The organism is Companilactobacillus nantensis DSM 16982 (assembly GCF_001435815.1).
In the GTDB taxonomy this organism is placed as follows: Bacteria; Bacillota; Bacilli; order Lactobacillales; family Lactobacillaceae; genus Companilactobacillus; species Companilactobacillus nantensis.
Genome location: NZ_AZFV01000018.1, coordinates 44,465 through 67,913, shown reverse-complemented (window position 1 = coordinate 67,913; position 23,449 = coordinate 44,465). Strand labels below are relative to the sequence as shown.

Sequence of the window (23,449 nt, the reverse complement as noted above, 5' to 3'; positions counted from 1 at the left end):
TAACTTGATTATAAAATTTGCCAATTTTATAAATTATCAAATACAGACTACAATATGAACAATTATGGAGAGAATGGTAATTAGGGAACTTAAAGGTTATCTGAATTAAACAAAGAGACCGCATAATTAAATGTGATCTCTTTGTTCGTCAATTCTAATTATGTATGATTTTGTAAAGGAGTCAACAAACGGCACCTTTTATTTATTAATAACCGAATTGATCAGCTGCATTGCCATCAGGATTAAGACTTCCGTTTTCCATGCCAGTCTGTGTTTGCATTTCACCAAAGGTCTTCATTGAATCTGGTGTACTTTGCAAAGCCTGCAATTGACTCATTCCGTCATGGTCAACTTTGTAAGCAGCAGGTGATTCACCATATTTATTAACAAATCCAGTCAAAGTATTTTCATCATATGAAATACCTCCAGCTTGTTGTTGATTGGAACCATTACTTTGAGATTGTTGTTGTTGAGCTTGCTGATTATTCGTATTGTTATCGGAAGCTTGTTGGGATTGGTTAGATGAATTTTGATTCTGTTGTGTAGAATCTGTTTGCTGAGAATTATTTTGATTATTAGTATTTGTACTGTTAGCATTTTGGTCGTCAGTTTTTTTCTGAGATGGTTTCTTTTTAGAAACTGTCTTTTTCTTTGGAGTGGATTTCTTCTTAGAAACTAATGTAGTCTTTTCTTTTTTCTCAGTTTTTGAACTGTTGTTTTTATTATTTGAGCATGCCGCTAAAGAAAGAGCAGTTGCAATTAGTAATGTTGAAGTAATTAATTTTTTCATTTTAGTTCCCCCTAAACGTAATGAAAGTATTTGATCCATTCCAGTATAACAAATGCTTATTTGCGTAAATACAAAATTAATTATAAATATGGGCTAGACCACATTTGGAAAGTGTTAACATTAAGAATGTAATCAAAACAAATATATAGATGGGATTTTCAAATCTAATGACAAATTTATATTTCATAAGACATGCACATACAACTTTAAACGGTAAAAGATTATTTCAAGGTGGCCAAACCAATTCAGAATTAGATGAAGTTGGTCAACAACAATTATCAGATGCAAGAGTGGGGATGCAAGCCAGTTTACCTGATAATTACTTACTCGTTTGTAGCCCATTGATTCGCACTAAAGAGACTGCCAAAGGACTACATTTGAAGAATAATAATTTGATTTTTGATGAAAGAATCAAGGAAATTGGCTTTGGAACATGGGAGGGTCGCTCGCTTGAAGATGTTAAGCGTGAATTTCCAGAAGATGTAGACCGATACTACAAAAATGATCCGCTGATGATTCCTCAAAATGGCGAATCGATTCAATCAGTGGCTGATAGGATGGTTGAGGCAATAAATTACTATGCTAAATCTGAATATGAGAATGTCGTTTTTGTCTCGCATGGCAATTCAATTTCAATTGGTTTGAGCGCCTTGTTGTTAGAGGGTGCCCCATTTAGACGAATTTTGGCAATACCAAATAATGTTTCATTATCAAAAGTAGTGATGGATGATCAAATTAGTCTGAAATACTACAGCCGCATATTTAAATAATATGTGTTTGTTTTCATATTAAAAGCCCATCAAGTAAAGTAAAAACTTGGTGGGCTTATTTATCGTTTCTAGTTATACCAAATAAATTCTTTGTTGTTCAGATACTTGGAACGCCCTAAATAATTACCATTACAAAAGGTGATAGTGGGCAATCCTTCAAGGTACGCAGCTTGATCAAAATCCTTGAAATAGTCAGTTGTACGAATAGTGAACAACTGGGCTTGATTAATTATATCTTGTCTTTGTTGTTCTTTCAGTTTGAGAAAATTGTTGTTAACGTAAATTTCAATTTGATTATTTTTAAGCAGTCTTAAATTTTTGATAAACTTTGACCAGTCGTGATGTGTTTGATGCTTTGTATAAAGTTTTCGACTCAGAGTTTGATTAACCTTACGTAATTTAGTATCTTCTTTGTTGATTCGAGCTTCAGTCTTATTATCGGTTTGAGCAAGGACAGTAGTGGAAGCAGTGATAGATGTAGAAGTTGAGAAAGTTATTCCTAACAGTATCAAAATTCGAATAGCGTTTTTCTTCATTGACAAGACTCCTAAATATTTGAATTCAGTATAGCGGAGAATTGGTTTAACTTTCCATTCTAATTTGATATAGCATGATATTTATGCATCGTAGTAAATCGTCAGAAAAAATTTATCGTGAGAATGCTCTGAAACTGATAAAAGAATACAAAAAAACCACTACTTTAACAGTAGTGGCTCTTGTTAGAAGAATTTTATTCTAATAGAAGAATTGTACTAAATGAGAATTTTAGTTGTATTATTGCATATTTTGGGTTTCTTCTAACAAACTTATTATATTACAACTTAAATAAAAATGTACTTAAAAAAATAAAAAATATCAATGAAAACGTTATTCTAGTCACAAATTTACTTATTAGAGTTATCTTTAGAGAATTCTTTGGCTTTTAATTCAATCACATCCTTGCGTAATTTGCGATTTTCTTTTTCTAATTTGTCCAGTTTTAAGAGAATACGGTCGAGCTTATCGTCGCTTTTGACTGTTTTTTCAGTCGTGACATAGTTAGTGATGGTACTTGTAAGTGTTCCGATAAAACCAATACCGACTATCATCAGTGAAATTGCAGACAAGCGACCGACAAGTGTTTTTGGAGCCACGTCACCATAACCAACAGTTGAGGCAGTAACAATTGCCCACCAAAATGAATTACTTAAAGAAACGCCTTCAGCGAGTGAGTAGGTAATTGCAGCGGTAACTAAAACAATTCCACAAATTATTGTCAAATAAATGAAACCGTTGATTTTTAAAAACTTTTTGGCATTTTTTTGCATCTTACCAGCAGTTCCGATGAAACGAACTAGCGTAAAGATTTTGGCAAAACGAATTACATTGATTACACGAAAGATTCGAAACGCATTGAAAAGTGTATTAAATGGCAGGATAGCCAATAAATCAACGATATTATGACGGAAAAAGGCACCCTTATTTTTAGCTAAATAAAGTCGCCCAAAGTAATCAAATGAAAAGATTAATAATGTTGTGATATCAATTTCAATATAAGGTGATTTGGAAACGTCGAAACCAGGAATATAATTTAAAACCAGAATTACCAACGATGCCAATCCAGCTAAAGCAATAACGACATAATAACTATCTGAGTGGAGAAACTTTTGAAATTTTTTCATTTTATCAATCCTAATAAGTGGTCTTTTTTTAGTCTTACTAATTTGTAATATAGCACTAACGGTTGTGTTAGGTATATTTACTTTGCTAAAAAATTCTTTAATAATGGGATTAACGAGTAAAGGAGAATATATATATGCAACAATTCACACCTAACATTTCATCGAAGGCGATGAATCGGGAAACTTTCAAAATCATCTTAATGGGGTTGATGGTTTTAGATCATATCACTTTTTTTATTTCACCATATCTGGCAGACTTCTTTCATATTATTACGAGAGTTGTAGCTGTTGGCTTTGCTTATTTAGTTGTCGAAGGGCTGCACTATACGCATAGTCGCAAAGATTACCTAATACGTCTGTGCGGTTGGGGCATCTTCATGGCCTTAGGTAATTACTTGATGAATCTATTTGTTTTACGAAAACAATTTGCTATGTCAATTTTCGGTGACAATATTTTTCTAACGTTGGCCCTTGGTGCAGTTGTGATTTGGTTGTGGGACAATCAACAACAAGATGTCAAAAAGAATCGAAGTTTGAAAATTCTTTCTATCATATTGCTAATCGTCGGATCTTTGCCGATTCTCGAAGGTAGTTTTATCATCTTGCCAGTTATGTTTATTACTCAGCTAACACATAAGAGTGTAAAGAAACGTAATTTATGGTACTTAGCTCTAGCCATTTTTATGGCTGTAATTGAATTGCCTGCGGCGCTATCAATACCTAATCCAACGGCACTGATGATTTTTGACGGTATTGCCATGAATGCAAGTGATATGTTTTTATCTTAATAATCCCGTTACTACATTTTTATAACGGGAAAATCGGTAAGTACAGTGCTCAATTGAAGTATCTATTTTATATTTTCTATCCATTACACTTATGGTTGATTCATTTAATTGCTAATTTCCAATAAAAAAAATCCATCATTAATTTGATGGATTTTTGCTTATCTTAATGATTTACGATAACCAGCATTAAGTGCATCTTGTTCGGTATTAAAGAACACAGCATTCTTTGAATTGATATTGTAACTACGTTGGCCAGGAACATGATAAATTTTTGAATCTGTATTACCAATAATCTTGCCATTAGTTGTATTTGTATCAATGTTAGGTGTTTTAGCAGGTGGAGTTGTTACAGTTGGTGTTTTATCCTGAACGTTACCAAGGTAGTTAGAAGCAACCCATTCGTTAGTAGCAACACGATAGTATTTGAAACCATCAGCACCGATAACTGTTTGGTTGTAATACCAAAGTGTATTAGGAGCTAAACCACGGTCGGTAATACGTGTAAAGAGGTTGCCATGGAGACCAGCTAGAAAAGCTAACTTGTTAGTTGTGACGATTCCTGTTTCGGACATATTCACAGCTGAAGTTGTTGTTGTATCAGCCTGAGCGATTGCTGGAAAAATTGAACCAACTAGCATCAGACTTGTAGCAATAAGACTTGAAAGTAATCCCTTTTTCATCATTAATTCCCCCTATAAAATAATTTATAAGGCTAATTATATCAGAGCCAATAGTCTTTTAATATGGAATTGTGAAGGATGTGATAAACTTATTAGCGTGAATTTATTTCCAGAGGGGGAGAAAGTTATGAAACAAATTGTCACAGGAATTGTGGCCCACGTTGATGCAGGTAAGACGACTTTATCTGAGGCGATGTTGTATCGTTCTGGAGCATTGCGAAAGTTAGGTCGAGTTGATAAAGGGGATGCCTTTTTAGACCCAGATGAATTAGAAAAGAAACGTGGTATTACAATTTTCTCCCACCAAGCGAATCTTAAATACGATGATTTAGAGTTAACATTACTAGATACGCCTGGACACGTCGATTTTGCATCACAAACAGAACAAGTCATGAGTGTATTGGATTATGCCATATTAGTTATCTCTGCCACGGATGGTGTGCAAGGTTATACTCGAACACTTTGGCATTTGCTAGAACATTACCAAGTACCAACATTTATTTTTATTAATAAAGTAGATGCTAATGGTGTCGATCAAGCAGCCGTTTTAAAACAGTTGCAAGCTCAATTATCGGCGGGATGTGTTGCTTTTAATAGTCCAGAGTCTGCTGATATTCCGGAAGAATCTTATGAAGAAATAGCGATGCAAGATGATGATATTTTGGAAAGCTTTTTAGATAGTGGTGAGATTGCTGACGAAACGATTCAAAAGTTAATCAGTCAACGACAAGTTTTTCCATGTTATTTCGGATCAGCACTGAAGGTTACAGGAGTGGATGATTTTCTTGGCGGTTTGAAACGATGGACGATTGAACCAAATTATGGAACTGATTTTGCGGCCAAAGTTTTTAAAATCTCGCATGATGAAAAGGATGAACGTCTAACTTGGGTTCGTGTTACTGGGGGAACTTTACCAAATAAAACAGTTTTGGTTAAAGATCAAAAGGCCAATCAATTACGTGTTTATGATGGAGCAAAGTTTACGACCGTACCTGAACTAACCGCTGGTGGAGTTGCTGCAATTACTGGATTGACTGATACTTATCCTGGTCAAGGCTTAGGTCAAGCAACAGATAGTTTGAAACCAACGATTCAACCAGTTTTGAATTATGCCTTAAATCCACAAAATAATGACATTCACGCCTGTTTGACAGCTCTACGTGAATTGGAAGATGAAGATCCACAACTACACGTTGCTTGGTCAAATCATCTCCAAGAAATCCGTGTCCAAATTATGGGTGAAGTACAATTAGAAATCTTACAACAATTATTATTGAAGCGGTTTAATTTGGATGTCAGTTTTGGTAAAGGTAGCATCTTATATAAGGAAACAATTGCCAAACCAGTTGAAGGTGTCGGTCATTTTGAGCCATTACGTCATTATTCCGAAGTACACTTGCTGATGGAGCCATTGCAAGCTGGTAGTGGACTAGTGTTTGCTTCTGATTGTAGTCTGGACGTGCTACCAAGTAATTGGCAACATCAAGTTTTGAGTAATTTACAAGCCAAAGAACATCTTGGCGTTTTAACAGGAGCTCCCATAACTGACATGAAAATCACTTTGATCAACGGTCGAGCTAGCAACGTTCATTCAGTTGGTGGAGATTTCCGCGAAGCAACTTGGCGTGCTGTTCGTCAGGGATTGATGATGGCTAAGCAAAGTGATAATTGTCAATTATTAGAACCATGGTATCGTTTCCGATTAGAGGTTACTCAAGATCAAGTTGGTCGGGCAATGAATGATATTCAAAAAATGAACGGTAATTTTGATGCACCAAATATTTCACCTGATCAAGGAGAATTAACCTTAACGACAGTCACTGGATTTACCCCAGTTTCCGAGATGCAAGGATATGCTCAAACGGTTAATTCATATACCCATGGGCAGGGACAATTAGAGTGCATTGTAGATGGTTATCGACCATGTCATAATGCAGAAGCCATAATAGATACAGCAGATTATGATCCCGTATCAGATTTAGAAAACACACCTGATTCAGTCTTCTGTGCACATGGTGCAGGTTATCCAGTGGCTTGGAATGAGGTTCCACAAATGGCACATGTTGGATATATGATTTAGGAAATGGTAAATGAAAAGGACTGTATATAATCGGGATTTAGTTAAATATCCGATTAGACACAGTCCTTTATTAATTGATTTATAATTTCAAAAATATATCATCAAATAACTGGAGATTCCTAACTATTGAAAATTGGTTAGGGCATACTCCTCCCCAGCAGAATTAAGCATTTCTTGCCACGAGGAAAATTTGGTTGACCGTTGAACGTGGTTTTCCCAAGATTCAATGGGCAGTCGTTCCAATGCATTTTGACTCGTTACGCCAACGGATTCGAAGAATTCTTCAATACAAAAAAATTTCGTATTTCGTTCCATGAATTGGTTTGTGAAGTAATGGGTAAATTGAATTTTATTTAGATCATTTCTAATTTGACATTCTTGTTCAATGAGCTCCAGTCTTTGTTTGGTTTGCATAATAATAATCCCCTAAAATTATTTACTATTCAATCGAACCACGTTTTAGCATTGATACAAAAGGATTTTGTATGTTGCGTAATTAGCGTGACTCACTCCGTGACTCACTTTTATTCTATACCAACATAATCGGTAAAACTATCTATTGTTTTCTTGCTAGCTTCCTTGGTAACATGTGTGTAGATATTCAGAATTGTACTCACATCACTGTCTCCAACTTGTTGCTGAATCTGCTTGATAGTCATCTTTTTTGATTCTACAGCCATTGTAATCCATGTATGTCGTAATCCATGGGGCGTAATTCTCTTAAGCTTTATTTCATTTTTGTCATCATCGTTATATGAATTAATGATTTTATCCATCCACTTGTTTACGTTTAATGGTGTCATTAGACTATTTCTTCGACTTGGAAACAATAGTTGTTCGGACGACGATGTGTTATATCCTAAAGCAAGCATTTTTTTATGCATTGTATGTATCCAATGATTCAAAATATTTGCGGTATTCTGATCAAGATATATAGTGCGTGTGCCGTTTTCTGTTTTAGGACTATCGACAGATTTTTTATGATTCTTATTTGTAGTTAACGTTTTATTGATAACTAGCGTCTTATTTTTATAGCTAAAATCTTTCACTTGCAAAGCGATAAGTTCACCTTTTCGCATTCCCGTAAAAGCTAATAATCTAAATAAAGCTACTGCTTCTGAATTTTTTTTGCTGTAGTATTTTTTTGATTGACTTAAAAATATTTGCAGTTCAGATTTATCCCAAAATTTATCCTCACTTAATTTGTGAGTGTCTTTTTTTGTTCCTTTTGGAAAAACAATCAATTTCATTGGGTTACTATGAACAATATTTGAAATAAGTGCTTCGTTAAATATTCTACTTGTATAATTGATAAGACATGAATATCCAACATACTTTTTAGACCACTTATTAGCCATTTCTTGACACATTGAAATTGTTATCTTTTTAATTTGCTTTTTACCAAAGACTGGAAGAATGTGTTTTTTAAATAGTCCTTCTACGCGGTTGTATGTGCTTGATTTTACGGTTTGCGCATATCTAATGCTGAAGGACTCATAAACTTCCTTAAAAGTGGCATCTGGGTTAGAGACAAAACCGTACATATCTATGTCTGTTAGAGTTTTAGCCATCCATAGTTTTGCATCTCTTTGCGTCTTGAAACCTCTTTTAGACCTTCTGGCAGGTTTATTTGTTAATGAATCTATGCCCGCTGTATATTGAACTCTGTATAGTTCCTTACCGTTTTTTAATTTATATTTTGTTATTGAACTCATTTTATTTACTCCTAATTAAGCGTGGGAGCGCAAATTTAGAGTAAGAATAGGGCATCACCTCCTTAAAATTTGGTAAAAATAAATAAGCCTACATGAGACTTATTTACAATTATTTAGTTCCAACGGCTTCTTTTTGAAGGTAATATCATTAATATAAAGAACCAAATTGTACCGATTACTGGAATCAAATCGATTAATAACCACCAGCCTGAACGATCGGTGTCATGTAATCTACGAACCTTTACTGTAAATGTTCCTATCCAAACGATGATATTTATAATATAAAGTGCCCAGTTTGCTGTCAAATCGGTGAGGTTATATATGTCCTCAATTGGGTGCCCCATCATTTTTTGAATGATGCTAATAATCAAACCAGACAAGATATAATTTATGATTACTGGCCACCAATAATCAGAGCGAGAACTAGTGCTTGAAAAATTAAAAATATTATTCCAGAATTTTTTATATGAGCTTATCATTATAAATTTCCCCTTTGTTTTCAGCTTTTAATGTCGTTCAGTATTTGGACTGAAAGCCTACTTGAAACTTAGATTTATTTTTGTGTGATTTAAATACCATAATAATATCCAAGCATAAATCCAAACATAAATGAGAGTATGAAAATAACTAGAGAAGTTATCCATAAAGCCATACCAGCTGCTTTATGTCCATATTTAAATTGAACGGTTAAACCAATTACAAAAGCTGATAGTTGAAAAATGCTCAATTTTGGTATTAAGGCTATTGAAAAGCATATCCAACCAATAGTTAGCCAAATTCCCCAAGCATTTGAGGTTGTATTGGATTGATTAGATACAGCGTTTTTGTTGTATTGATCTGCTCCACAATTAGGGCAAAATTTGATTCCTTTAGTTATCTTTGAACCACAGTTATAACAGTATTCAAATTCACTGTTTCCCTGCGCTTGTCCAGAGTCCATATAATTCGTTATTTTGCCATTTAAAAAATCTGATAAAGATTGCATTTTTGAATTAAGCTCAGCATTGTCAAAAGGTATAGTAGCATTTTCTAAACCCATTATTTTGATATAACCATCAGTTTCATCAACAGGTTTAAAATCAATACTTTTAATATCGCTATATTGAATATCTTGGCGTTTGTCTGGACCATATTCAACTACTGAATCAACGCCTGATCTGTTAATTAAAATTTCAGATTCCTTAGTATCAATTGCAGTTGTGAATGGTGTTTTAATTATTATTGATATATCGTTCATATTTCCCCCATAAATATATATTTAATCAGTATAAGTATATCAGAGGTTAGTAGTATAGCGAATGGCCTTACCTAAAATTCTTACGGGATTATCTGAAGTGATAATAATTGGACTGTAATCTTTATTATCAGGCATTAGCATAATCATATTGCCTTGGTGTTTTACTCTTTTCAAAGTTGCCTCAGTGTCACTATTAACTAGGACTGCAGCTATTTCATCGTCCTCAACTTCTGGTTGCTCTCTAATTAAGACATTGGAGCCATTAGGAATGGTAGGTTCCATTGAATGACCTTTAGCAACTAGATAGAATACGGTACCACTTGGGAGCGAGTCCTCAGGCTCCTCCAAATATCCTTCTATATTTTCTTCTGCAGTTATTGGATCTCCACATGCAATTTCGCCTAGTATAGGAATCATTACAGTTTTATGCTTAGGAGATTGAGAGTTATCGATATTCAATAAATAATCAGGTTCTATATGAAATGCTTTGGCAAAATCATTTACGCGATTTAAAGGGAATTCTCTTGTTCTATTAAAATATCTGGAAACAGCTGATTTAGCCATACCGGTTCTGCGTGCTATTTCACTTATAGATAAATTTTGTTTTGATTTTAAATCATCTAATATATTCATAATTTCATCGTTAGTTCTCATAATTTTCTCCTAAAACTATTTAAATACTATGTTTCCTTAACATGTTTCTATTATATCATCGTTCCCAAAAGAATACAATATATAGGAATAAAACATCTTTATGTATTTAATTTAGCAAAAAGTGTTGACAAACGAGAACATACCATTTATAGTAAGTATCGTACTCGAAAGAGAACGGAGGTGATTGACAATGACGATCAATTTGAGAAGATTAAAAGCAGAACGAATTGCAAAAGGAATCACACAAGATCAAATGGCGAGTCGCATGGGCTGGAGCACAAGAACACCTTATGCAAAACGTGAAAATGGTTTCGTATCGATTGGTGCTGATGAATTAGCTAAAATGGCCACTATCCTTGGATTCTCAAGGGATGAGCTCGGGATTTTTTTTACAAATGACGTTCCCAATAAAGAACGGATTCATTGATTGAAAAATATAATTGCGAATCAAAAGTTTTAGGAAGGAAGAAAGTAATGAATAATTTAAAAGTAATTGGTAAAGAGAAAATTGGATCAATTGAATTTATAGGAATTGAAGGCGGCTTCGGTAAAGATAAAAAAGCAATGTTAGTTAAAGATATTGCAAAGATCCATGGTACAACTGTTGGACGTATCAATGAATTAATAAATAGAAACATTAAAAGGTTTAAGAAAGACATTGATCTTATCGATTTAAAAACTGGTAATTTCGCTATCGTTTTAAACGAGAGCGGATTTAGTCAAAATCAAATTAATGCCACAAAGAATATTTATCTATTATCTGAGCGTGGTTATAGCAAATTACTTAAATTACTTGAAGATGATAAAGCTTGGGAACTGTATGACCAATTGGTTGATAACTATTTCAATATGCGGGTTGCGGTTCGAGAGAACAATCCATTGATTGTAAAAGACAAGCGCTTGGAAATTATGGAGAAGAATGCAGCTACTAGAAAAGCAAATTTGATGTACCGAATTGCTATGGCAACTGAATCTAATTCTTCGAAACAATCATTACTAGCTAATGCAGCTAAAGAATTAACTGGAGAAATGACTATTCCGGTCATGAAAAAAAAGGAGTATTCAGCGACCGATGTTGGAAATCAAGTTGGGCTTACCGCTAATAAGGTTGGTCGTATTGCTAACAAATTCGGAATCAAAGCAGAACAACCTGGTCAAAACAAATATGGTCGTTGGTCAAATAGTAAGTCTAAATACTCTGATAAAGAAGTTCCACAGTGGATGTATTTTGACGAAGGTTTGAAATTTATTAGAGAACACGTGGAGGTGTAACACATGGACAGATTTAACTATGTCAAAGAAGACTGGTATTTGAGTTCTAAAGAAGAAATTAAAAAGAGCCTACAAGAACGTCATTTGACATTCGAGCAAGCTCAAGCAATTCTTGAAGATCTATCTAGTGATTTAAAAAAAGATGCGAAAATCAGATTAGTTTAAATCTTGATAGTGTCCTTCAAATTCATCTAGAGCATGTTTGTAAGCTTCTTCAAATATTTCTAGCTTTTCAGTTTCATGCTCAGCATTACTTGCAACAACATCGGCTTGTGCAAAAGCCATTGCCATTTGATGTTCACGTTCAGAAACCATATTATTTTCACCTCGAATGTATGTGGAATAACTAAATTATACCAGCATAAAGGAAGTGAATTACATGCAAACAAGACCGATTGAAATCATGTTAAGTGAACAACAGTTAACAGGTATTCAGAATCAGATTTATGGAAAAGTTTCCGAAGCAATCGAACAATCAAGCCAGTCAAAAACTTGGATGAAGTGGAAAGACTTGGTTGATTATCTGCCAATCTCAAATAATGCGATTCGAGATCACTTACAGGATTTGCCGTTTCATATTGTAGGTGGAACGAAGTTCTATAACAAAGAAGAAGTAGACAAGTATTTATTGACTAAATAAAAAACAAGCGTGGGAGCAAAGTTTTATGAGAAGCATATCAATACCAGCAATCGTGTGGGTGCCAGTTGTAGTTTGGTTCGTTACATACGAGCTAACTAAATTTCACGGTATCCGCGGTTGGCTGAAAGAAAATACAGACTTTTATATGTAAGGAGGGATGTGGATATGGATAAGAAGATTAAGTATCGAATAACCAACATTGATGAGTTAGCAAAGAAATTAAAAAAGGCACAGGCCTTATCCGAAGAGCTGGCGAGTGTCTTAAAAGAAATTGATGAATTTAAAGCTAAAATCCGATTTGACGAGTGACGTATTCTTCCAATGCCTTGTTCTGCATTTCTTCCCAAGTGGAGAACTTAGTATTTTCAGAAACATGTTTATCTAAAGTTGCGTCAGGCATTTTATCGAAACTTTCATTATCGACAATGCCAACAGCTTTAAAGAATTCATTCATATCATTGTATTTTGTATATTTTTGAACAAATGAATCAATAAACATGTCATCAAAGGATACTTGATGATCACCAGCATAGTCATGAACCTTTTTAATTGACTCATCCAATTGTTTAGAAAGATCATCAAAACCGTTTAATTCTAATCCCATTATTATCACTTCCTTTCTCAAGAAAAATTATATCAGAGGAGAAACACATGACAGACATAAGAATCAGAAACGATGACGAATACAGCCCAGTCGGTGACTGTGAACCATATGATCAATACATTGACGATAAATTAACAGGAGATGAACAAGAATGACACTGACAATCGAAGATAAAAATTATATTTCACAGGCAATTAGCGATGCTATGAATGAAGAAGAAATATCTAGGGTTAGCCCAGGCTGGAAATTCGTAAGTAAAGAAATTAGAGACTTTTGCTATGAAGAAATGGACTACAGAGAAAAAACACTAGGTTACAAGCAAAGAGGATTTGATTCAATTAAAAATGCTTTCTATATCCCGATTAAGGTTATCTGTAATGTAAGTAATGTTCTAGATATAAGTAACGATGAATCAATGAAAGCCAGAAGAATATTTTTGAATATAAAAGAAGAAATGGTATATGAACGATCCAGACATCATAAAGTAGGAGAAAAACAATATGGCTATTAATCAAGATATTTTAGACATTAACGAAGCAATTAGACAATATGGCAACGCATGTAATTCAATTGGATACGCTCAAGCTACACGTGAAAGTGCAATCAACATGCAAAACAATGCAACTAGTTTAGATGATGCCGAAGCATATTCAAATAGTGCTGAACGCTTAGCAGTTGCAATTTCAGTTTTACGAGATGACAAAAATGACTACGAAGAAAAAATCAAACGTGCTTTTGAACACTATTACTCATAGAAGGGAGGTGAGAGCATGGTAACAATCAGTGAACACGTCAACAGGGTGATTATGGCTTCAATCCATTATCGAAATAGGCAACTTCTATTTCGATGGGTGATGTCAGATCGTAATCGTGAGAAATATCATGAAGCTGCTAGAAAATTAGAGCAACAAAAAAGTCACTCCTAACGGAAATTAGGAATGACAACGTCTACTACGACTAAATATTAATTAACAAGGAAATTATATCACAGAGGGAGAATAAATAAATGGCTACATTATATGAATTAACGGGTAGTTATCATAAACTGCTTGAGTTAGCAGAAGATGTAGACCCAACAGCATTCAACGACACTATGGACTCTATTAAGGACGCAATAGAGGATAAGGCTGTGGGTTACGCAAAAGTAGATAAAGAGCTTGCTAAAGATGAGGTTGCGTTGCGTGAAGAAGTTCAACGACTATCAGCACGTGCGCAATCTATCAACAATAATCGCCGTATCTTAAAGCAGAATTTGCAAGATGCAATGGAGATAACTGGTAAAACTAAGATCAAGACTAAAGAATTTACTATTTACATACAGAACAATCCTGCTTCTGTAAAGATTCCTGATGAGGGTAAAATTCCAGCTTACTTAAGTAAAACTACCACAGTGCCTGACAAAACACGTATCAAAGAATTGTTAAAGGAAGGAAAGGATGTTCCTGGTGCTGAATTAAGTGTCAGTTCATCTTTACGGATTAGATAGATATGGAAGTAGTAAATGCGTCACAAATCAGTAAAGGCAAAGATTTTTCTGTATTGATCTATGCACAACCTGGAACAGGTAAGACAACAACAGCCAAGTATTTACCGGGCAAAACGCTTGTAATTGATGTGGACAGAACAACTAACGTTCTATCAGGGTTAGATAATATTGACATTGTTTACCTTGATACTATTCACCCAGCCCTCAAAACTAAAGAGCTGCTAAAGGATATTCATGATAACTATATCGATAAATACGACAATATTTTCTTTGATAATTTATCAGAGTTTGAACAGTCTTGGTTTGGTGAGAAAGCCAATGAAAGCAAGACTAAAAGTGGTAAAGATATGGGAACTCCACAGCAAGGTGACTATAACCAATACACATATTATTTACACGACATGATCCAATACATCAATAGCTGGAAAAATATTAATAAGATTTACACGGCATGGGAAGGTAACAGAGAAATTATTTCTCCAGAAGGTCAATCATTTACACAACTTATCCCTGATATTAGAGAGAAATCAGTCAATAAAATCATGGGATTAATGAATGTTGTTGCAAGACTAGTTATTAGTGATGAAACAAAGAAACGTGGTTACTTACTTGCTCCAACACCTGCTTACTATGTTAAGAACCAAATTGATGATAGAACTTTTGCAATGCAAGAAGATTTATTTAACTGGGGTAGCTCTGAACAGGCAAGCGACAGCGATGTTCGTTCTTAGAGATTATCAAAAGAAACTTATCACTGATCTAAAACATTCACTATTGGCCGGTAATCATAACGTTGTAGTTCAATCCCCAGCTGGTTCAGGGAAAACAGTTACGATGGCTGCCATTGCTAAAAGTGCTACTGATAAGGGCAATATTGTCCTATTCATAGTCCACAGACGAGAGATTGTTGAGCAAGTCAAGAAAACATTCAAAGCCTACGGAGTGAATATGACTCTCTGCTATGTGGGCATGGTTCAAACTGTTACAAGGCGTTTGAAAGGGCTAGAAGTACCACAACTGATACTTGTTGATGAATGTCATCACGCATTAGCAAAGACGTACACACGAATATTTGAATACTTTAACAACGCTAATGTGGTTGGATTTACAGCGACACCAATTAGGCTGTCAGGACAAGGATTGTCAAAGGTATTTGATGACCTGATTCTAGGACCGCAAATTGATTGGCTGATAGACAATCATTTCTTGGCACCGTATAACTACTATTCCGTGAAATTGATTGATGACCAAAAGTTAAAGAAAAATTCTACTGGTGATTTCAGTAGCAAGTCTATGAATGAAGCCTCTAAGAACATTATTTATGGGGATGTCATTAAAGAATACAAACGTATTGCTAGTGGGACGAAAACAATTGTCTATGCTCACAGTGTGCAATCAAGTATCAAAGTAGCCAATGAGTTTAATCAAGCAGGTTACAAGGCATTGCAAGTTGATGGTACTACCCCTAAGGACAAACGGGAGCAAGCCATGAATGACTTTCGAAGTGGCAAGGTACAAATACTAGTTAACGCGGAATTGTATGGCGAGGGTGTGGACGTTCCAGATTGCCAAACGGTAATTATGTTACGTCCAACCGAATCACTCTCTCTATTCATTCAACAATCAATGCGGTGTATGAGATATAAGTCTGGTAAGACAGCAACCATTATAGATCACGTTGCGAACTACACACGTTTTGGATTACCTGACACCCCTAGAAAGTGGAGTTTAAACAGTAGTAAAAAGAAAAAGGGTGCCAGTAGTAGTGGGATAGCTATTAGAACATGTCCATATTGCTTCGCAGTCATATCAGCTGCTTACAGTATTTGCCCAATATGCGGGTTTGAAATACCGACTGAGTCAACGGGTATGCAAGTTGATAAGTCAGCCAAGGTCGAGAAGATTACCAAAGATTTTAAGTTTAAAACAGATTACGAACAAGTTAGATATAGCGAAATGAAACCAGAAGACGCTAAGTCTTTTAGAGATTTTCAGCTAATGGCTAAAGCTAAAAATTACAAACCAGGTTGGGCTTACTTTCAGGCTAAGCTGCATGGATTTGTAAAAAGTTAAAAGGAGACAAATTAAATGTCATTTATTAAATCGGATTATTCAAAGAACGAAGAAAGCAATTTTGAACCGTTACCAACAGGAATATATGAAATGATTATTCAATCAGCTCAAGAGCGAGCTACTAAGAGTGGTGCTGAATCACTTCAATTGAAACTAGTAGTCAGAAACGACTTAGACGGATCAGATGAAAATCAAAAGAAGTATCACAATCGTGTTGTATTTATGGACAACTGGAAACGTCACGCAACTAATCAATATGACATGCAAGGATTCCAATACATTTTGGACGCTTGCAAAGTTCCAGAAGGTACTGATATTCCTGATGTTCAATCATTTATGGATATTATTACTGGTAAAGCAGTCAATGTATATGTTAAGAAAACTGAAAATGAATACAACGGTGAAACAACCGAAATCAATCAAATTGCACCTTGGAGTATTAAGGAAACAAAATTCCCTAATGTCCAACACAAATTTAAAGATCCTAATCCAGTAGACCACCAAACACCAGAAGTCTCTGACTCAGATTTGCCATTTTAATTAAAGGAGAAGCTAATGTCATATGAACAAATACCGCAAGAACTTCGTGACCTGAACCAGTGGGGTCTATTCAAATTAAAGTGGGTTCCTGAACGTAAAAAAAATACTAAGATTCCATATAGTGCCATCACTGGCGATAACGCTAAGAGTAATGATCCTACAACGTGGACAACGTTTGACCATGCACTAGAAGAGTTGAAATTAAACTCTAATGATTTTGATGGACTATCTTTTTTCTTCGCTAACGGTTATGCCGGGATTGACATTGACCATGTGGAAGATGACCTAATGCGCTATCAGCAAGGTGACTATGAGGACAATATTGTTACAGAATTTATGAATGCTACTCGCTCATACACAGAAGTCAGTCAATCTGGCACAGGTATTCACATCATATTTAAAGGTGAGATTCCCGGTAATCGTAGACGTAAGAACAACATAGAAATGTACGACGAGGGTCGATTCTTTGCCCTCACAGGCAAAAGTTTAGGCAGTAATAAAACTATCAATAAGGCTAATATAAACGTCTTATACGACAAGTATTTAGCTGAGAAGAAGGTTGTCCCTATAAGGACTTCCACAGACTTAGAGCCAAATAATTTATCAGAATTTGAAATTATCAAGCAAGCTATAAATAGTAAGAGTGGAGATAACTTTAAGGCTCTCATGTATGGCGGTTGGGAAAAACTTTACGGTTCTCAATCAGAAGCAGACCTAGCACTTGCTAACTATCTAGCCTTTTGGACGGGTAGGGATTTTGGTAAAATGGATGCTATTTTTAGACAGTCTGTTTTATATCGTGATAAATGGGATGAGAAACACGGTAAAACAACATACGGCGTGGCAACTCTGAACAAAGCTATTAACGATACAAACAACGTCTTTACAAATCCAGAACATAGAACAGTTAAGCACTACAACCTTGAATTTATGAAAGAGCCTGACAAGAAATTGCCAAGACGTTCGTGGGATGATACTGGCGAAACCGATAGAGTGATTGATCAGTTTGGTGATTTAATCAAATATTCCTACATTAATAAATGTTGGTACATATTTAATGGAAGCTACTGGGAAGTTGACCAGTCAGGCAAAATACATCAATTAATTGATGCTATGACAGAAAGCATTGGAAAAGAGAAAGTAGAAATTCCAGCTAATGCAGAGGAAAAAGAAGAAGTTGCTATTAAGAAAGCATTTGACAAGTTTGTTAAACATTCCCGTAGTAATTCAGCTAAAAAGGCTGTCATGGACGAATTAAAACACAGAGTGCCAGTCGCACCAGGAGAATTCGATGTTGATAAAACATTATTAAATGTTTCTAACGGCTATATTGATTTAGCAAGTGGGGAATTACATGACCACGACATTGAGAAATTATTTAGTAAAGAAGCAAACGTTGAATACTCTGATAAGTCTGGTTGTGATGAATGGATTAAGTTTTTAGATCAAATATTCGACCACAATCAAGAACTAATTGATTACGTTCAAACAGCTGTCGGATATTCAATGACTGGTTCAATCAAAGAACAAATTATGTTTATTCTTTATGGAAATGGTCGAAACGGTAAGTCAGTATTCCTAGAAACGATCAGCAATATTTTAGGAACATATGCAAAAACTATTCAAGCAAGTTCAATCATGGTTAAGCAAAATTCTGGCGGTCCTAACTCTGATATTGCGAGACTAGCGGGAGCAAGATTAGTAACCAGTTCCGAGCCTAATGAAGGTTTAAGAATGGACGAAGGACTAGTTAAACAATTGACTGGTGGAGATAAGGTTGTTGCACGTCAATTGTATGGTAAGGAATTCGAGTTTGAACCAGAATTTAAGCTCTGGTTAGCAACTAACCACAAGCCGATTATTCGTGGAACTGATGATGGTATTTGGAGACGTATCAGATTGATCCCGTTCACAGTTCAGATTCCCGATGACAAGGTCGATAAGGATTTGAAGTACAAACTAGCACGTGAATCAATTGGAATTTTAAATTGGGCAGTAGATGGAGCATTGAAGTGGCAACAACATGGCCTCCACACCCCAGCGATTATTGAGAATGCTAGTGAGGGATATCGTAAAGAAATGGATGTTATTAGCGCATTTGTTGATGAGATGTGTGATACAGGTGAGAAATATCAAGTTAAATCTAGTGAATTATATAAGCAATACAAGAATTGGGCTGATGAAAATGGTCAGTACAAGATGAGTAACACTAAGTTTGGCAAGGAACTCATGCAGAAGTTTGATCGCAAGCATACGATGAATGGAAACATCTATGTGGGGTTGTGCATGAAGACTGATACCAGATTGCAATGGATTAAATAATATGAAGGGTTGAGAGTGAAATATGAAGGGTTTGTTACACGCTGTAACCCTAGTGCCAGACAGTGTTTCACACCTATTCTTATATATATGAAGGGTTACTTTCTTAAAAGTAATAATAAAAAAAGAATAAATATATATAGGTACATGAATATATATCATAAAAGTTTTAATACAACCCTTCATATAGAAAAAAATATGGGTTGAAACCATACAGCTGTAAGGCTTATAGCAGTTTACCAACCCTTCATATAACCCTTCATATTTTGGAGTGATATGTATAAACAAGACAGAAGAACACGAAATTCAAACACAAATCATGATTGACGTAAGTAAACACAATTGTCACATCTTTAGAACAAATACAGGCACTGTGGAAATGAAACGGGGCGGATATTTCCGTGCTGGACCACCTAGCGGTTTCCCAGACTTAACTGGATTCAAAGATAGCAATGGAAAGATATTCTTTATTGAAGTAAAAAAACGAACAGGACGTGCACGTGATGATCAGATTCAATTTCATTACATGTTAGCTAATCATGGGATTATCCACGGTATAGCACGAAGTCCAGAAGATGCATTAAAAATAATAGATGAGGAACTGGTGGGATATGGATTTTAACCACTGACCAGCTTAATGAGCCAACACATCACAAATATACATCATGACATATAGAGGAGAAAATTATGAGTAAAAGACAATTAAGCAGTAAATATAAGGACTTAGTAGATTACGTAAATGAACAGAAGCCCGAAAAAACGCTGGTCAACATTTTAGATGATGCAACTAGACAAGCAAAAGACTGTTATAACCCAGGCAGTAAGTTATGGATAATTCTTGAAGAGCTTTATACAACTTGTTTATATGACAACGAAATCATTGATCTAGTTGAAACGATTATTGATATCTATAACAGTAATTACGAACTTGAAGAGCCCACATGTTATTGGAGATTTAACGGAGTGGATGGAAGATTTGGAACTTCACTCTATGCTTTTAAATATGATATTAACGATTCAATTGGATTAAAAGAAGTAAATTGTTTAAGCGAAAATTGTGATGCAAAAATGACCAAGTCAAAATTGAATTCACTGTTATCCAATACCAATTTAACATCAGATTATTTCACACCCGTGGAGGATTTAGACTAATGAAAAGACAACTAGATAGTAAATATACAAGATTAGTAGATTACATTAATAAAGCTAAAGAAGATAATTTTTTAGGACAAATTCTTAGAGACTATTTAGATGGATTCGGAAGTCTGGGAAATATGTTTACAGAGCTGGACCTCGGAGATACATGGTCGTCTGACGATACTGTAATTCCAATTATTACAGATATTTATTTCGATAATTACGAGTTACAGCAGCCTAAACATATGTACAGACTGGCTGATATCAATTCAGACAAAGGAGCTATCTATTTAACGCTTAAGGATGACTACTATACATTGCAAGTATGGTCTGATTCCACTAACAAATATCAAGAATTAACAGATAAACAATTTCAAGAATTCCTAAGCCAACATACTAAATTTACAGCCGATATGTTTACACGTGTGGAGGTGTAAATCATGACATCTATAGTTCCAATTGTATGTGATATTGAAGCAGATTACGGCAGCGTTAAAAATGCTGACTTATTTGACAAACGGTTAGTTGCTATCAGAAAACGATTCAATCACGGTGTTGATCCAATCGTTAAATCTGAACTAGGGATTGATATTGAAGTTGCACAACGTCTACTTGATGCGGATATGACCAAAGCTAACGCTGCTAAAATGCTAGGAATCAAGGAATATCAATTGAATAGATACATCATCAATGGATATCTTACTTACAAAAATCACAAAGGAACATCAACCGCTAAGAAGCGAAGATTTCAATTCTATAAGAATGGTGACTATGTTGTTTCGGGCACGTATTCAGAAATTGCAGAAGTAACGGATATTTCTATTGCGTCGCTTAGATACTATCGTACAAGCAAGTACAAGCAGAGACACCATACCGCCAGATACAGACTAGTGCCAATCGTTTAGGAGAAAACTATGGGGTCAGAAGAGTTTGCAAAAGCTTGGGTAATTTATTCAAAAAATGAGGAGAACACAAACATGACAGAAAAACGAGTATTAACGGGATATTCAAAGGAAGTACAAAGCGATTTTAAGAAATTAAGCGAGGACTATGATTTTCCATTGTATGAGATTATGCAAAATTCATTTGAACATTTGCCAGCCTTAAAAGAATTAATAGATGTTATTCAAGACGAATATGACGACGAGCAATTGTTTCAAGATATTGCTGATTACATTAATGATAAGGCCAAGTTTGAGGAAGAAAAGCACATCTATCGGTTAGCAAATGCAACTTTGAATGGTTTCGACCTTTATTTAACAACAAATTACGATGTTCAATTTTCAAATAACATATCAAAAGCGCTAGAGCTATCTAAAGGTGAACTTAAATTTATATTAACTGGTACAAAGTTTAATCAAGACCAATTTGAGATTGTAGACTAGGGAGATTGTTATGACAAGAATTATTGATTGGAACAAAGAAAAACGAGCTGAATATAAAGAATTAAAGGAAACACATGCTAGCGCGTTGTACTTATTAAGTGATTTTATGAACAATAGAAACCTTTACAGTTCTTTAAATACATATTATTGGGGACTGAACGACGAAGAAGAAACACAATTTGCTAAAGACTTGATTGATCTTTATATAGGTGACGCTAAGTTTCCTGAACAAAAATACTATGTGAAATTGTTAGACCGAGATGAAGGTTACTTGAATTATCAACATTCTTTTCATGGTTATTTCGTTAGCGATAATGATGACGAAGACGACGATTATCAAACACAATTTACCATGTCAGAAATCGAAGCTATTGATCCAAGATATAAAACATTTGCGTTTCCAGTGGAGGACGAATAAATGAATGTAGTCCAAGTAAAGAATTCCAAACAACTAAAAGGGTTATTTAGACCTGATAAGCCTACACGTGGGCGTTTATATAGGGTAGATGCAAATGGGCATAACTATTATTGTGATTCGGTAGAAATAGTATTTAACGTTAATGGAACTCAAATGAGAAGTAACAGATGGTTTATTAATTCTGAAAACGAATTGATATATGACATTGGCAAAAATTGGTTTATGAATTTAGATATGTTTGACAAAGGAATAAGTCGAATGAAGGGCCTAACAGCAATAGTTTTTCAATCGGAGTCTGGTTCTAATAAGGAAATGAGTTTGTTTTGATTTAAGAAAATGAAATGAGGTAATTAATTATGGAACTATATGTGATTTTAGAGAAAAATGATTCAGGCAGGTGGGAACCTGCTAGAGATAAGCATGCGTCAACTTTCGAACAGACAAAAGCATTCACTGATATAAATGTGGCTAAACGTTCAATGAGCGGTATTAAATCATATTGGCATGGTGAGTACAAGATTGTTAGCTATGCGGAGGAAAACTAATGACGTATGAAGAAGTTTCACAATTGTTGAAATCACCAGTTAAGTTCAAAGAGTATTTAATTAAATTGTTGAAGAATACTGAACCTTCTAAATATATAGATTGTCCGGAAGGAACAATTGGAGTACCACTTGTTGAATATGGTTCTGATGATGGTTACTACTGGGACAAGACAATAGTTAGTTTAAATGATGATGATTCATTAGAAGTGACTTTTGATATTGGTTCAGGAAGTGGTTGGATTCCAATGGACTTCACAGAGTATCGTGTGACAATCGAACAGTTTAGACAATACTTACTTAATCGCAAGTGGGCAGACCCCAATATTGATACTGTCGAACTCCTAACTGAAAGTATTAAAGAAATTGAAGGTGCGAAACTGATCAAGCGTGAGGAGGACGAATAATGAATTCAAAACCCGTTATGCCTAAAGTCTGGACTGATTGGTTTGAAACATACAATTTACCGCAAGATATGATGGTTTTAGAATTAGCCAAATTATATAACGGTCGAATTAGGAATCAACTAGATGTAGACCTTTACAATGCAATTGTTAGTAAAGATAACGTTTTAACCGTTTGGGACTGCTTAAATGCTATTCGTTCTGAATGTGAACCATCAAATATTTGATATTACGACATTTGCAAATTATGCAAA

37 protein-coding genes and 1 pseudogene are annotated in these 23,449 nt (G+C 34.9%); 27 read left to right on the top strand and 11 right to left on the bottom strand.

The genetic code is table 11. The features are described from left to right. Nucleotides 1-205 precede the first annotated feature (205 nt). Nucleotides 206-790 (bottom strand): hypothetical protein, encoded by a 585-nt coding sequence (locus FD31_RS08920; protein ID WP_057892431.1) that lies wholly within the window; start codon nucleotides 788-790, stop codon nucleotides 206-208. A gap of 167 nt (nucleotides 791-957) precedes the next feature. Between FD31_RS08920 and FD31_RS08915 the strand changes: the two genes are divergently transcribed. Further along, nucleotides 958-1,560: a histidine phosphatase family protein gene (locus tag FD31_RS08915; RefSeq protein WP_057892430.1), complete on the top strand. Its 603-nt coding sequence runs from the start codon at nucleotides 958-960 to the stop codon at nucleotides 1,558-1,560. 68 nt (nucleotides 1,561-1,628) lie between these two features. On the opposite strand, the gene FD31_RS08910 is transcribed toward FD31_RS08915, so the two are convergent. Next, nucleotides 1,629-2,096 carry a hypothetical protein gene (locus FD31_RS08910; RefSeq protein WP_057892429.1) on the bottom strand — a complete coding sequence of 156 codons (468 nt, stop codon included), beginning with the start codon at nucleotides 2,094-2,096 and terminating at the stop codon, nucleotides 1,629-1,631. Nucleotides 2,097-2,444: 348 nt separating this feature from the next. Next, on the bottom strand, nucleotides 2,445-3,221 hold the full coding sequence (locus FD31_RS08905) for an ion channel (RefSeq protein ID WP_057892428.1): 777 nt from the start codon (nucleotides 3,219-3,221) through the stop codon (nucleotides 2,445-2,447). 134 nt (nucleotides 3,222-3,355) lie between these two features. Here FD31_RS08905 and FD31_RS08900 point away from each other — a divergent pair, with 134 nt between their 5' ends. After that, the gene (locus tag FD31_RS08900) at nucleotides 3,356-4,009 is read left to right on the top strand and encodes a TraX family protein (RefSeq protein WP_057892427.1); all 654 of its coding nucleotides are present in this window, start codon (nucleotides 3,356-3,358) and stop codon (nucleotides 4,007-4,009) included. Nucleotides 4,010-4,167: 158 nt separating this feature from the next. Here FD31_RS08900 and FD31_RS14535 read toward each other — a convergent pair. Further along, nucleotides 4,168-4,308 (bottom strand): annotated as a pseudogene (locus tag FD31_RS14535) (sunset domain-containing protein); the annotation flags it as partial. A 508-nt stretch (nucleotides 4,309-4,816) separates the two neighbouring features. Between FD31_RS14535 and FD31_RS08890 the strand changes: the two are divergent. After that, on the top strand, nucleotides 4,817-6,769 hold the full coding sequence (locus FD31_RS08890) for an elongation factor G (protein WP_057892425.1): 1,953 nt from the start codon (nucleotides 4,817-4,819) through the stop codon (nucleotides 6,767-6,769). Between the two features lie 123 nt (nucleotides 6,770-6,892). Here the strand turns inward: FD31_RS08890 and FD31_RS08885 are convergent, their stop codons facing one another. From FD31_RS08885 to FD31_RS08865, 5 genes are all read right to left on the bottom strand, one after another. Beyond that, nucleotides 6,893-7,183 (bottom strand): hypothetical protein, encoded by a 291-nt coding sequence (locus FD31_RS08885; protein WP_057892424.1) that lies wholly within the window; start codon nucleotides 7,181-7,183, stop codon nucleotides 6,893-6,895. A 110-nt stretch (nucleotides 7,184-7,293) separates the two neighbouring features. After that, complete coding sequence (locus tag FD31_RS08880; RefSeq protein WP_057892423.1) at nucleotides 7,294-8,484, bottom strand: site-specific integrase; 1,191 nt, start codon at nucleotides 8,482-8,484, stop codon at nucleotides 7,294-7,296. A gap of 113 nt (nucleotides 8,485-8,597) precedes the next feature. After that, a complete protein-coding gene (locus FD31_RS08875; RefSeq protein WP_057892422.1) occupies nucleotides 8,598-8,963 on the bottom strand; it encodes a DUF805 domain-containing protein in 366 nt (121 codons plus the stop codon). Nucleotides 8,964-9,052: 89 nt separating this feature from the next. After that, entirely contained in the window at nucleotides 9,053-9,721 is a 669-nt protein-coding gene (locus FD31_RS08870) for a zinc ribbon domain-containing protein (protein WP_057892421.1), read from the bottom strand. A 39-nt stretch (nucleotides 9,722-9,760) separates the two neighbouring features. Continuing rightward, nucleotides 9,761-10,375, bottom strand: coding sequence for a LexA family protein (locus tag FD31_RS08865; RefSeq protein ID WP_057892420.1), 615 nt, complete (start codon nucleotides 10,373-10,375; stop codon nucleotides 9,761-9,763). A 190-nt stretch (nucleotides 10,376-10,565) separates the two neighbouring features. Between FD31_RS08865 and FD31_RS08860 the strand changes: the two genes are divergently transcribed. The 3 genes from FD31_RS08860 to FD31_RS14150 are packed head-to-tail and all read left to right on the top strand — an operon-like array spanning nucleotide 10,566 to nucleotide 11,812. Beyond that, nucleotides 10,566-10,802 carry a helix-turn-helix domain-containing protein gene (locus FD31_RS08860; protein ID WP_057892419.1) on the top strand — a complete coding sequence of 79 codons (237 nt, stop codon included), beginning with the start codon at nucleotides 10,566-10,568 and terminating at the stop codon, nucleotides 10,800-10,802. 47 nt (nucleotides 10,803-10,849) lie between these two features. After that, the gene (locus FD31_RS08855) at nucleotides 10,850-11,647 is read left to right on the top strand and encodes an ORF6N domain-containing protein (RefSeq protein WP_057892418.1); all 798 of its coding nucleotides are present in this window, start codon (nucleotides 10,850-10,852) and stop codon (nucleotides 11,645-11,647) included. Nucleotides 11,648-11,650: 3 nt separating this feature from the next. Then, a complete protein-coding gene (locus FD31_RS14150; RefSeq protein ID WP_157049161.1) occupies nucleotides 11,651-11,812 on the top strand; it encodes a hypothetical protein in 162 nt (53 codons plus the stop codon). On the opposite strand, the gene FD31_RS14145 is transcribed toward FD31_RS14150, so the two are convergent. Further along, nucleotides 11,804-11,962 carry a hypothetical protein gene (locus FD31_RS14145; protein WP_157049160.1) on the bottom strand — a complete coding sequence of 53 codons (159 nt, stop codon included), beginning with the start codon at nucleotides 11,960-11,962 and terminating at the stop codon, nucleotides 11,804-11,806. The two genes, FD31_RS14150 and FD31_RS14145, sit on opposite strands and share 9 nt — an antisense overlap. A gap of 64 nt (nucleotides 11,963-12,026) precedes the next feature. On the opposite strand from FD31_RS14145, the gene FD31_RS08850 reads away from it, so the two are divergent. From FD31_RS08850 to FD31_RS14140, 3 genes are read left to right on the top strand one after another with little or no spacing between them, the layout of a single operon-like run. After that, entirely contained in the window at nucleotides 12,027-12,287 is a 261-nt protein-coding gene (locus tag FD31_RS08850; RefSeq protein ID WP_057892417.1) for a hypothetical protein, read from the top strand. A 25-nt stretch (nucleotides 12,288-12,312) separates the two neighbouring features. Next, the gene (locus tag FD31_RS14495) at nucleotides 12,313-12,438 is read left to right on the top strand and encodes a hypothetical protein (RefSeq protein WP_268872423.1); all 126 of its coding nucleotides are present in this window, start codon (nucleotides 12,313-12,315) and stop codon (nucleotides 12,436-12,438) included. Nucleotides 12,439-12,452: 14 nt separating this feature from the next. Then, the gene (locus FD31_RS14140; RefSeq protein ID WP_153522048.1) at nucleotides 12,453-12,596 is read left to right on the top strand and encodes a hypothetical protein; all 144 of its coding nucleotides are present in this window, start codon (nucleotides 12,453-12,455) and stop codon (nucleotides 12,594-12,596) included. Here the strand turns inward: FD31_RS14140 and FD31_RS08845 are convergent. Continuing rightward, nucleotides 12,574-12,891 carry a hypothetical protein gene (locus FD31_RS08845; protein WP_057892416.1) on the bottom strand — a complete coding sequence of 106 codons (318 nt, stop codon included), beginning with the start codon at nucleotides 12,889-12,891 and terminating at the stop codon, nucleotides 12,574-12,576. The two genes, FD31_RS14140 and FD31_RS08845, sit on opposite strands and share 23 nt — an antisense overlap. A 151-nt stretch (nucleotides 12,892-13,042) precedes the next feature. Between FD31_RS08845 and FD31_RS08840 the strand changes: the two genes are divergently transcribed. From FD31_RS08840 to FD31_RS08760, 18 genes are all read left to right on the top strand, one after another. Then, nucleotides 13,043-13,402, top strand: a complete 360-nt coding sequence (locus tag FD31_RS08840) for a hypothetical protein (protein WP_057892415.1) — start codon at nucleotides 13,043-13,045, stop codon at nucleotides 13,400-13,402. After that, nucleotides 13,392-13,646, top strand: coding sequence for a hypothetical protein (locus tag FD31_RS08835; RefSeq protein WP_057892414.1), 255 nt, complete (start codon nucleotides 13,392-13,394; stop codon nucleotides 13,644-13,646). The genes FD31_RS08840 and FD31_RS08835 overlap by 11 nt, the downstream gene beginning before the upstream one ends. A gap of 15 nt (nucleotides 13,647-13,661) precedes the next feature. Further along, on the top strand, nucleotides 13,662-13,817 hold the full coding sequence (locus FD31_RS14135; RefSeq protein ID WP_157049159.1) for a hypothetical protein: 156 nt from the start codon (nucleotides 13,662-13,664) through the stop codon (nucleotides 13,815-13,817). Between the two features lie 80 nt (nucleotides 13,818-13,897). Then, nucleotides 13,898-14,377 carry a siphovirus Gp157 family protein gene (locus FD31_RS08830; RefSeq protein WP_057892413.1) on the top strand — a complete coding sequence of 160 codons (480 nt, stop codon included), beginning with the start codon at nucleotides 13,898-13,900 and terminating at the stop codon, nucleotides 14,375-14,377. A gap of 2 nt (nucleotides 14,378-14,379) precedes the next feature. Then, nucleotides 14,380-15,108 (top strand): AAA family ATPase, encoded by a 729-nt coding sequence (locus tag FD31_RS08825; RefSeq protein WP_057892412.1) that lies wholly within the window; start codon nucleotides 14,380-14,382, stop codon nucleotides 15,106-15,108. Further along, nucleotides 15,026-16,450: a DEAD/DEAH box helicase gene (locus tag FD31_RS08820; protein ID WP_235805347.1), complete on the top strand. Its 1,425-nt coding sequence runs from the start codon at nucleotides 15,026-15,028 to the stop codon at nucleotides 16,448-16,450. Before FD31_RS08825 ends, FD31_RS08820 begins: the two co-directional genes overlap by 83 nt. 15 nt (nucleotides 16,451-16,465) lie before the next feature. Next, nucleotides 16,466-16,990 carry a DUF669 domain-containing protein gene (locus FD31_RS08815; protein WP_057892410.1) on the top strand — a complete coding sequence of 175 codons (525 nt, stop codon included), beginning with the start codon at nucleotides 16,466-16,468 and terminating at the stop codon, nucleotides 16,988-16,990. A 15-nt stretch (nucleotides 16,991-17,005) separates the two neighbouring features. Continuing rightward, nucleotides 17,006-19,312: a phage/plasmid primase, P4 family gene (locus FD31_RS08810; protein WP_057892409.1), complete on the top strand. Its 2,307-nt coding sequence runs from the start codon at nucleotides 17,006-17,008 to the stop codon at nucleotides 19,310-19,312. Nucleotides 19,313-19,628: 316 nt separating this feature from the next. After that, on the top strand, nucleotides 19,629-19,931 hold the full coding sequence (locus tag FD31_RS08805; RefSeq protein ID WP_057892408.1) for a VRR-NUC domain-containing protein: 303 nt from the start codon (nucleotides 19,629-19,631) through the stop codon (nucleotides 19,929-19,931). A gap of 65 nt (nucleotides 19,932-19,996) precedes the next feature. Further along, nucleotides 19,997-20,461 carry a hypothetical protein gene (locus FD31_RS08800; RefSeq protein WP_057892407.1) on the top strand — a complete coding sequence of 155 codons (465 nt, stop codon included), beginning with the start codon at nucleotides 19,997-19,999 and terminating at the stop codon, nucleotides 20,459-20,461. Further along, nucleotides 20,461-20,883 carry a hypothetical protein gene (locus tag FD31_RS08795; protein WP_057892406.1) on the top strand — a complete coding sequence of 141 codons (423 nt, stop codon included), beginning with the start codon at nucleotides 20,461-20,463 and terminating at the stop codon, nucleotides 20,881-20,883. Before FD31_RS08800 ends, FD31_RS08795 begins: the two co-directional genes overlap by 1 nt. A gap of 3 nt (nucleotides 20,884-20,886) precedes the next feature. Next, nucleotides 20,887-21,351: a hypothetical protein gene (locus FD31_RS08790; RefSeq protein ID WP_057892405.1), complete on the top strand. Its 465-nt coding sequence runs from the start codon at nucleotides 20,887-20,889 to the stop codon at nucleotides 21,349-21,351. Between the two features lie 72 nt (nucleotides 21,352-21,423). Continuing rightward, entirely contained in the window at nucleotides 21,424-21,831 is a 408-nt protein-coding gene (locus FD31_RS08785) for a hypothetical protein (protein ID WP_147007356.1), read from the top strand. A 10-nt stretch (nucleotides 21,832-21,841) separates the two neighbouring features. After that, a complete protein-coding gene (locus FD31_RS08780; RefSeq protein WP_057892403.1) occupies nucleotides 21,842-22,249 on the top strand; it encodes a DUF1642 domain-containing protein in 408 nt (135 codons plus the stop codon). Next, nucleotides 22,250-22,576 carry a hypothetical protein gene (locus tag FD31_RS08775; protein WP_057892402.1) on the top strand — a complete coding sequence of 109 codons (327 nt, stop codon included), beginning with the start codon at nucleotides 22,250-22,252 and terminating at the stop codon, nucleotides 22,574-22,576. Nucleotides 22,577-22,605: 29 nt separating this feature from the next. Beyond that, nucleotides 22,606-22,794: a hypothetical protein gene (locus tag FD31_RS08770; protein ID WP_057892401.1), complete on the top strand. Its 189-nt coding sequence runs from the start codon at nucleotides 22,606-22,608 to the stop codon at nucleotides 22,792-22,794. Next, nucleotides 22,794-23,198 (top strand): hypothetical protein, encoded by a 405-nt coding sequence (locus tag FD31_RS08765; protein ID WP_057892400.1) that lies wholly within the window; start codon nucleotides 22,794-22,796, stop codon nucleotides 23,196-23,198. The genes FD31_RS08770 and FD31_RS08765 overlap by 1 nt, the downstream gene beginning before the upstream one ends. Beyond that, entirely contained in the window at nucleotides 23,198-23,422 is a 225-nt protein-coding gene (locus tag FD31_RS08760) for a hypothetical protein (protein WP_057892399.1), read from the top strand. Before FD31_RS08765 ends, FD31_RS08760 begins: the two co-directional genes overlap by 1 nt. Nucleotides 23,423-23,449 lie beyond the last annotated feature (27 nt).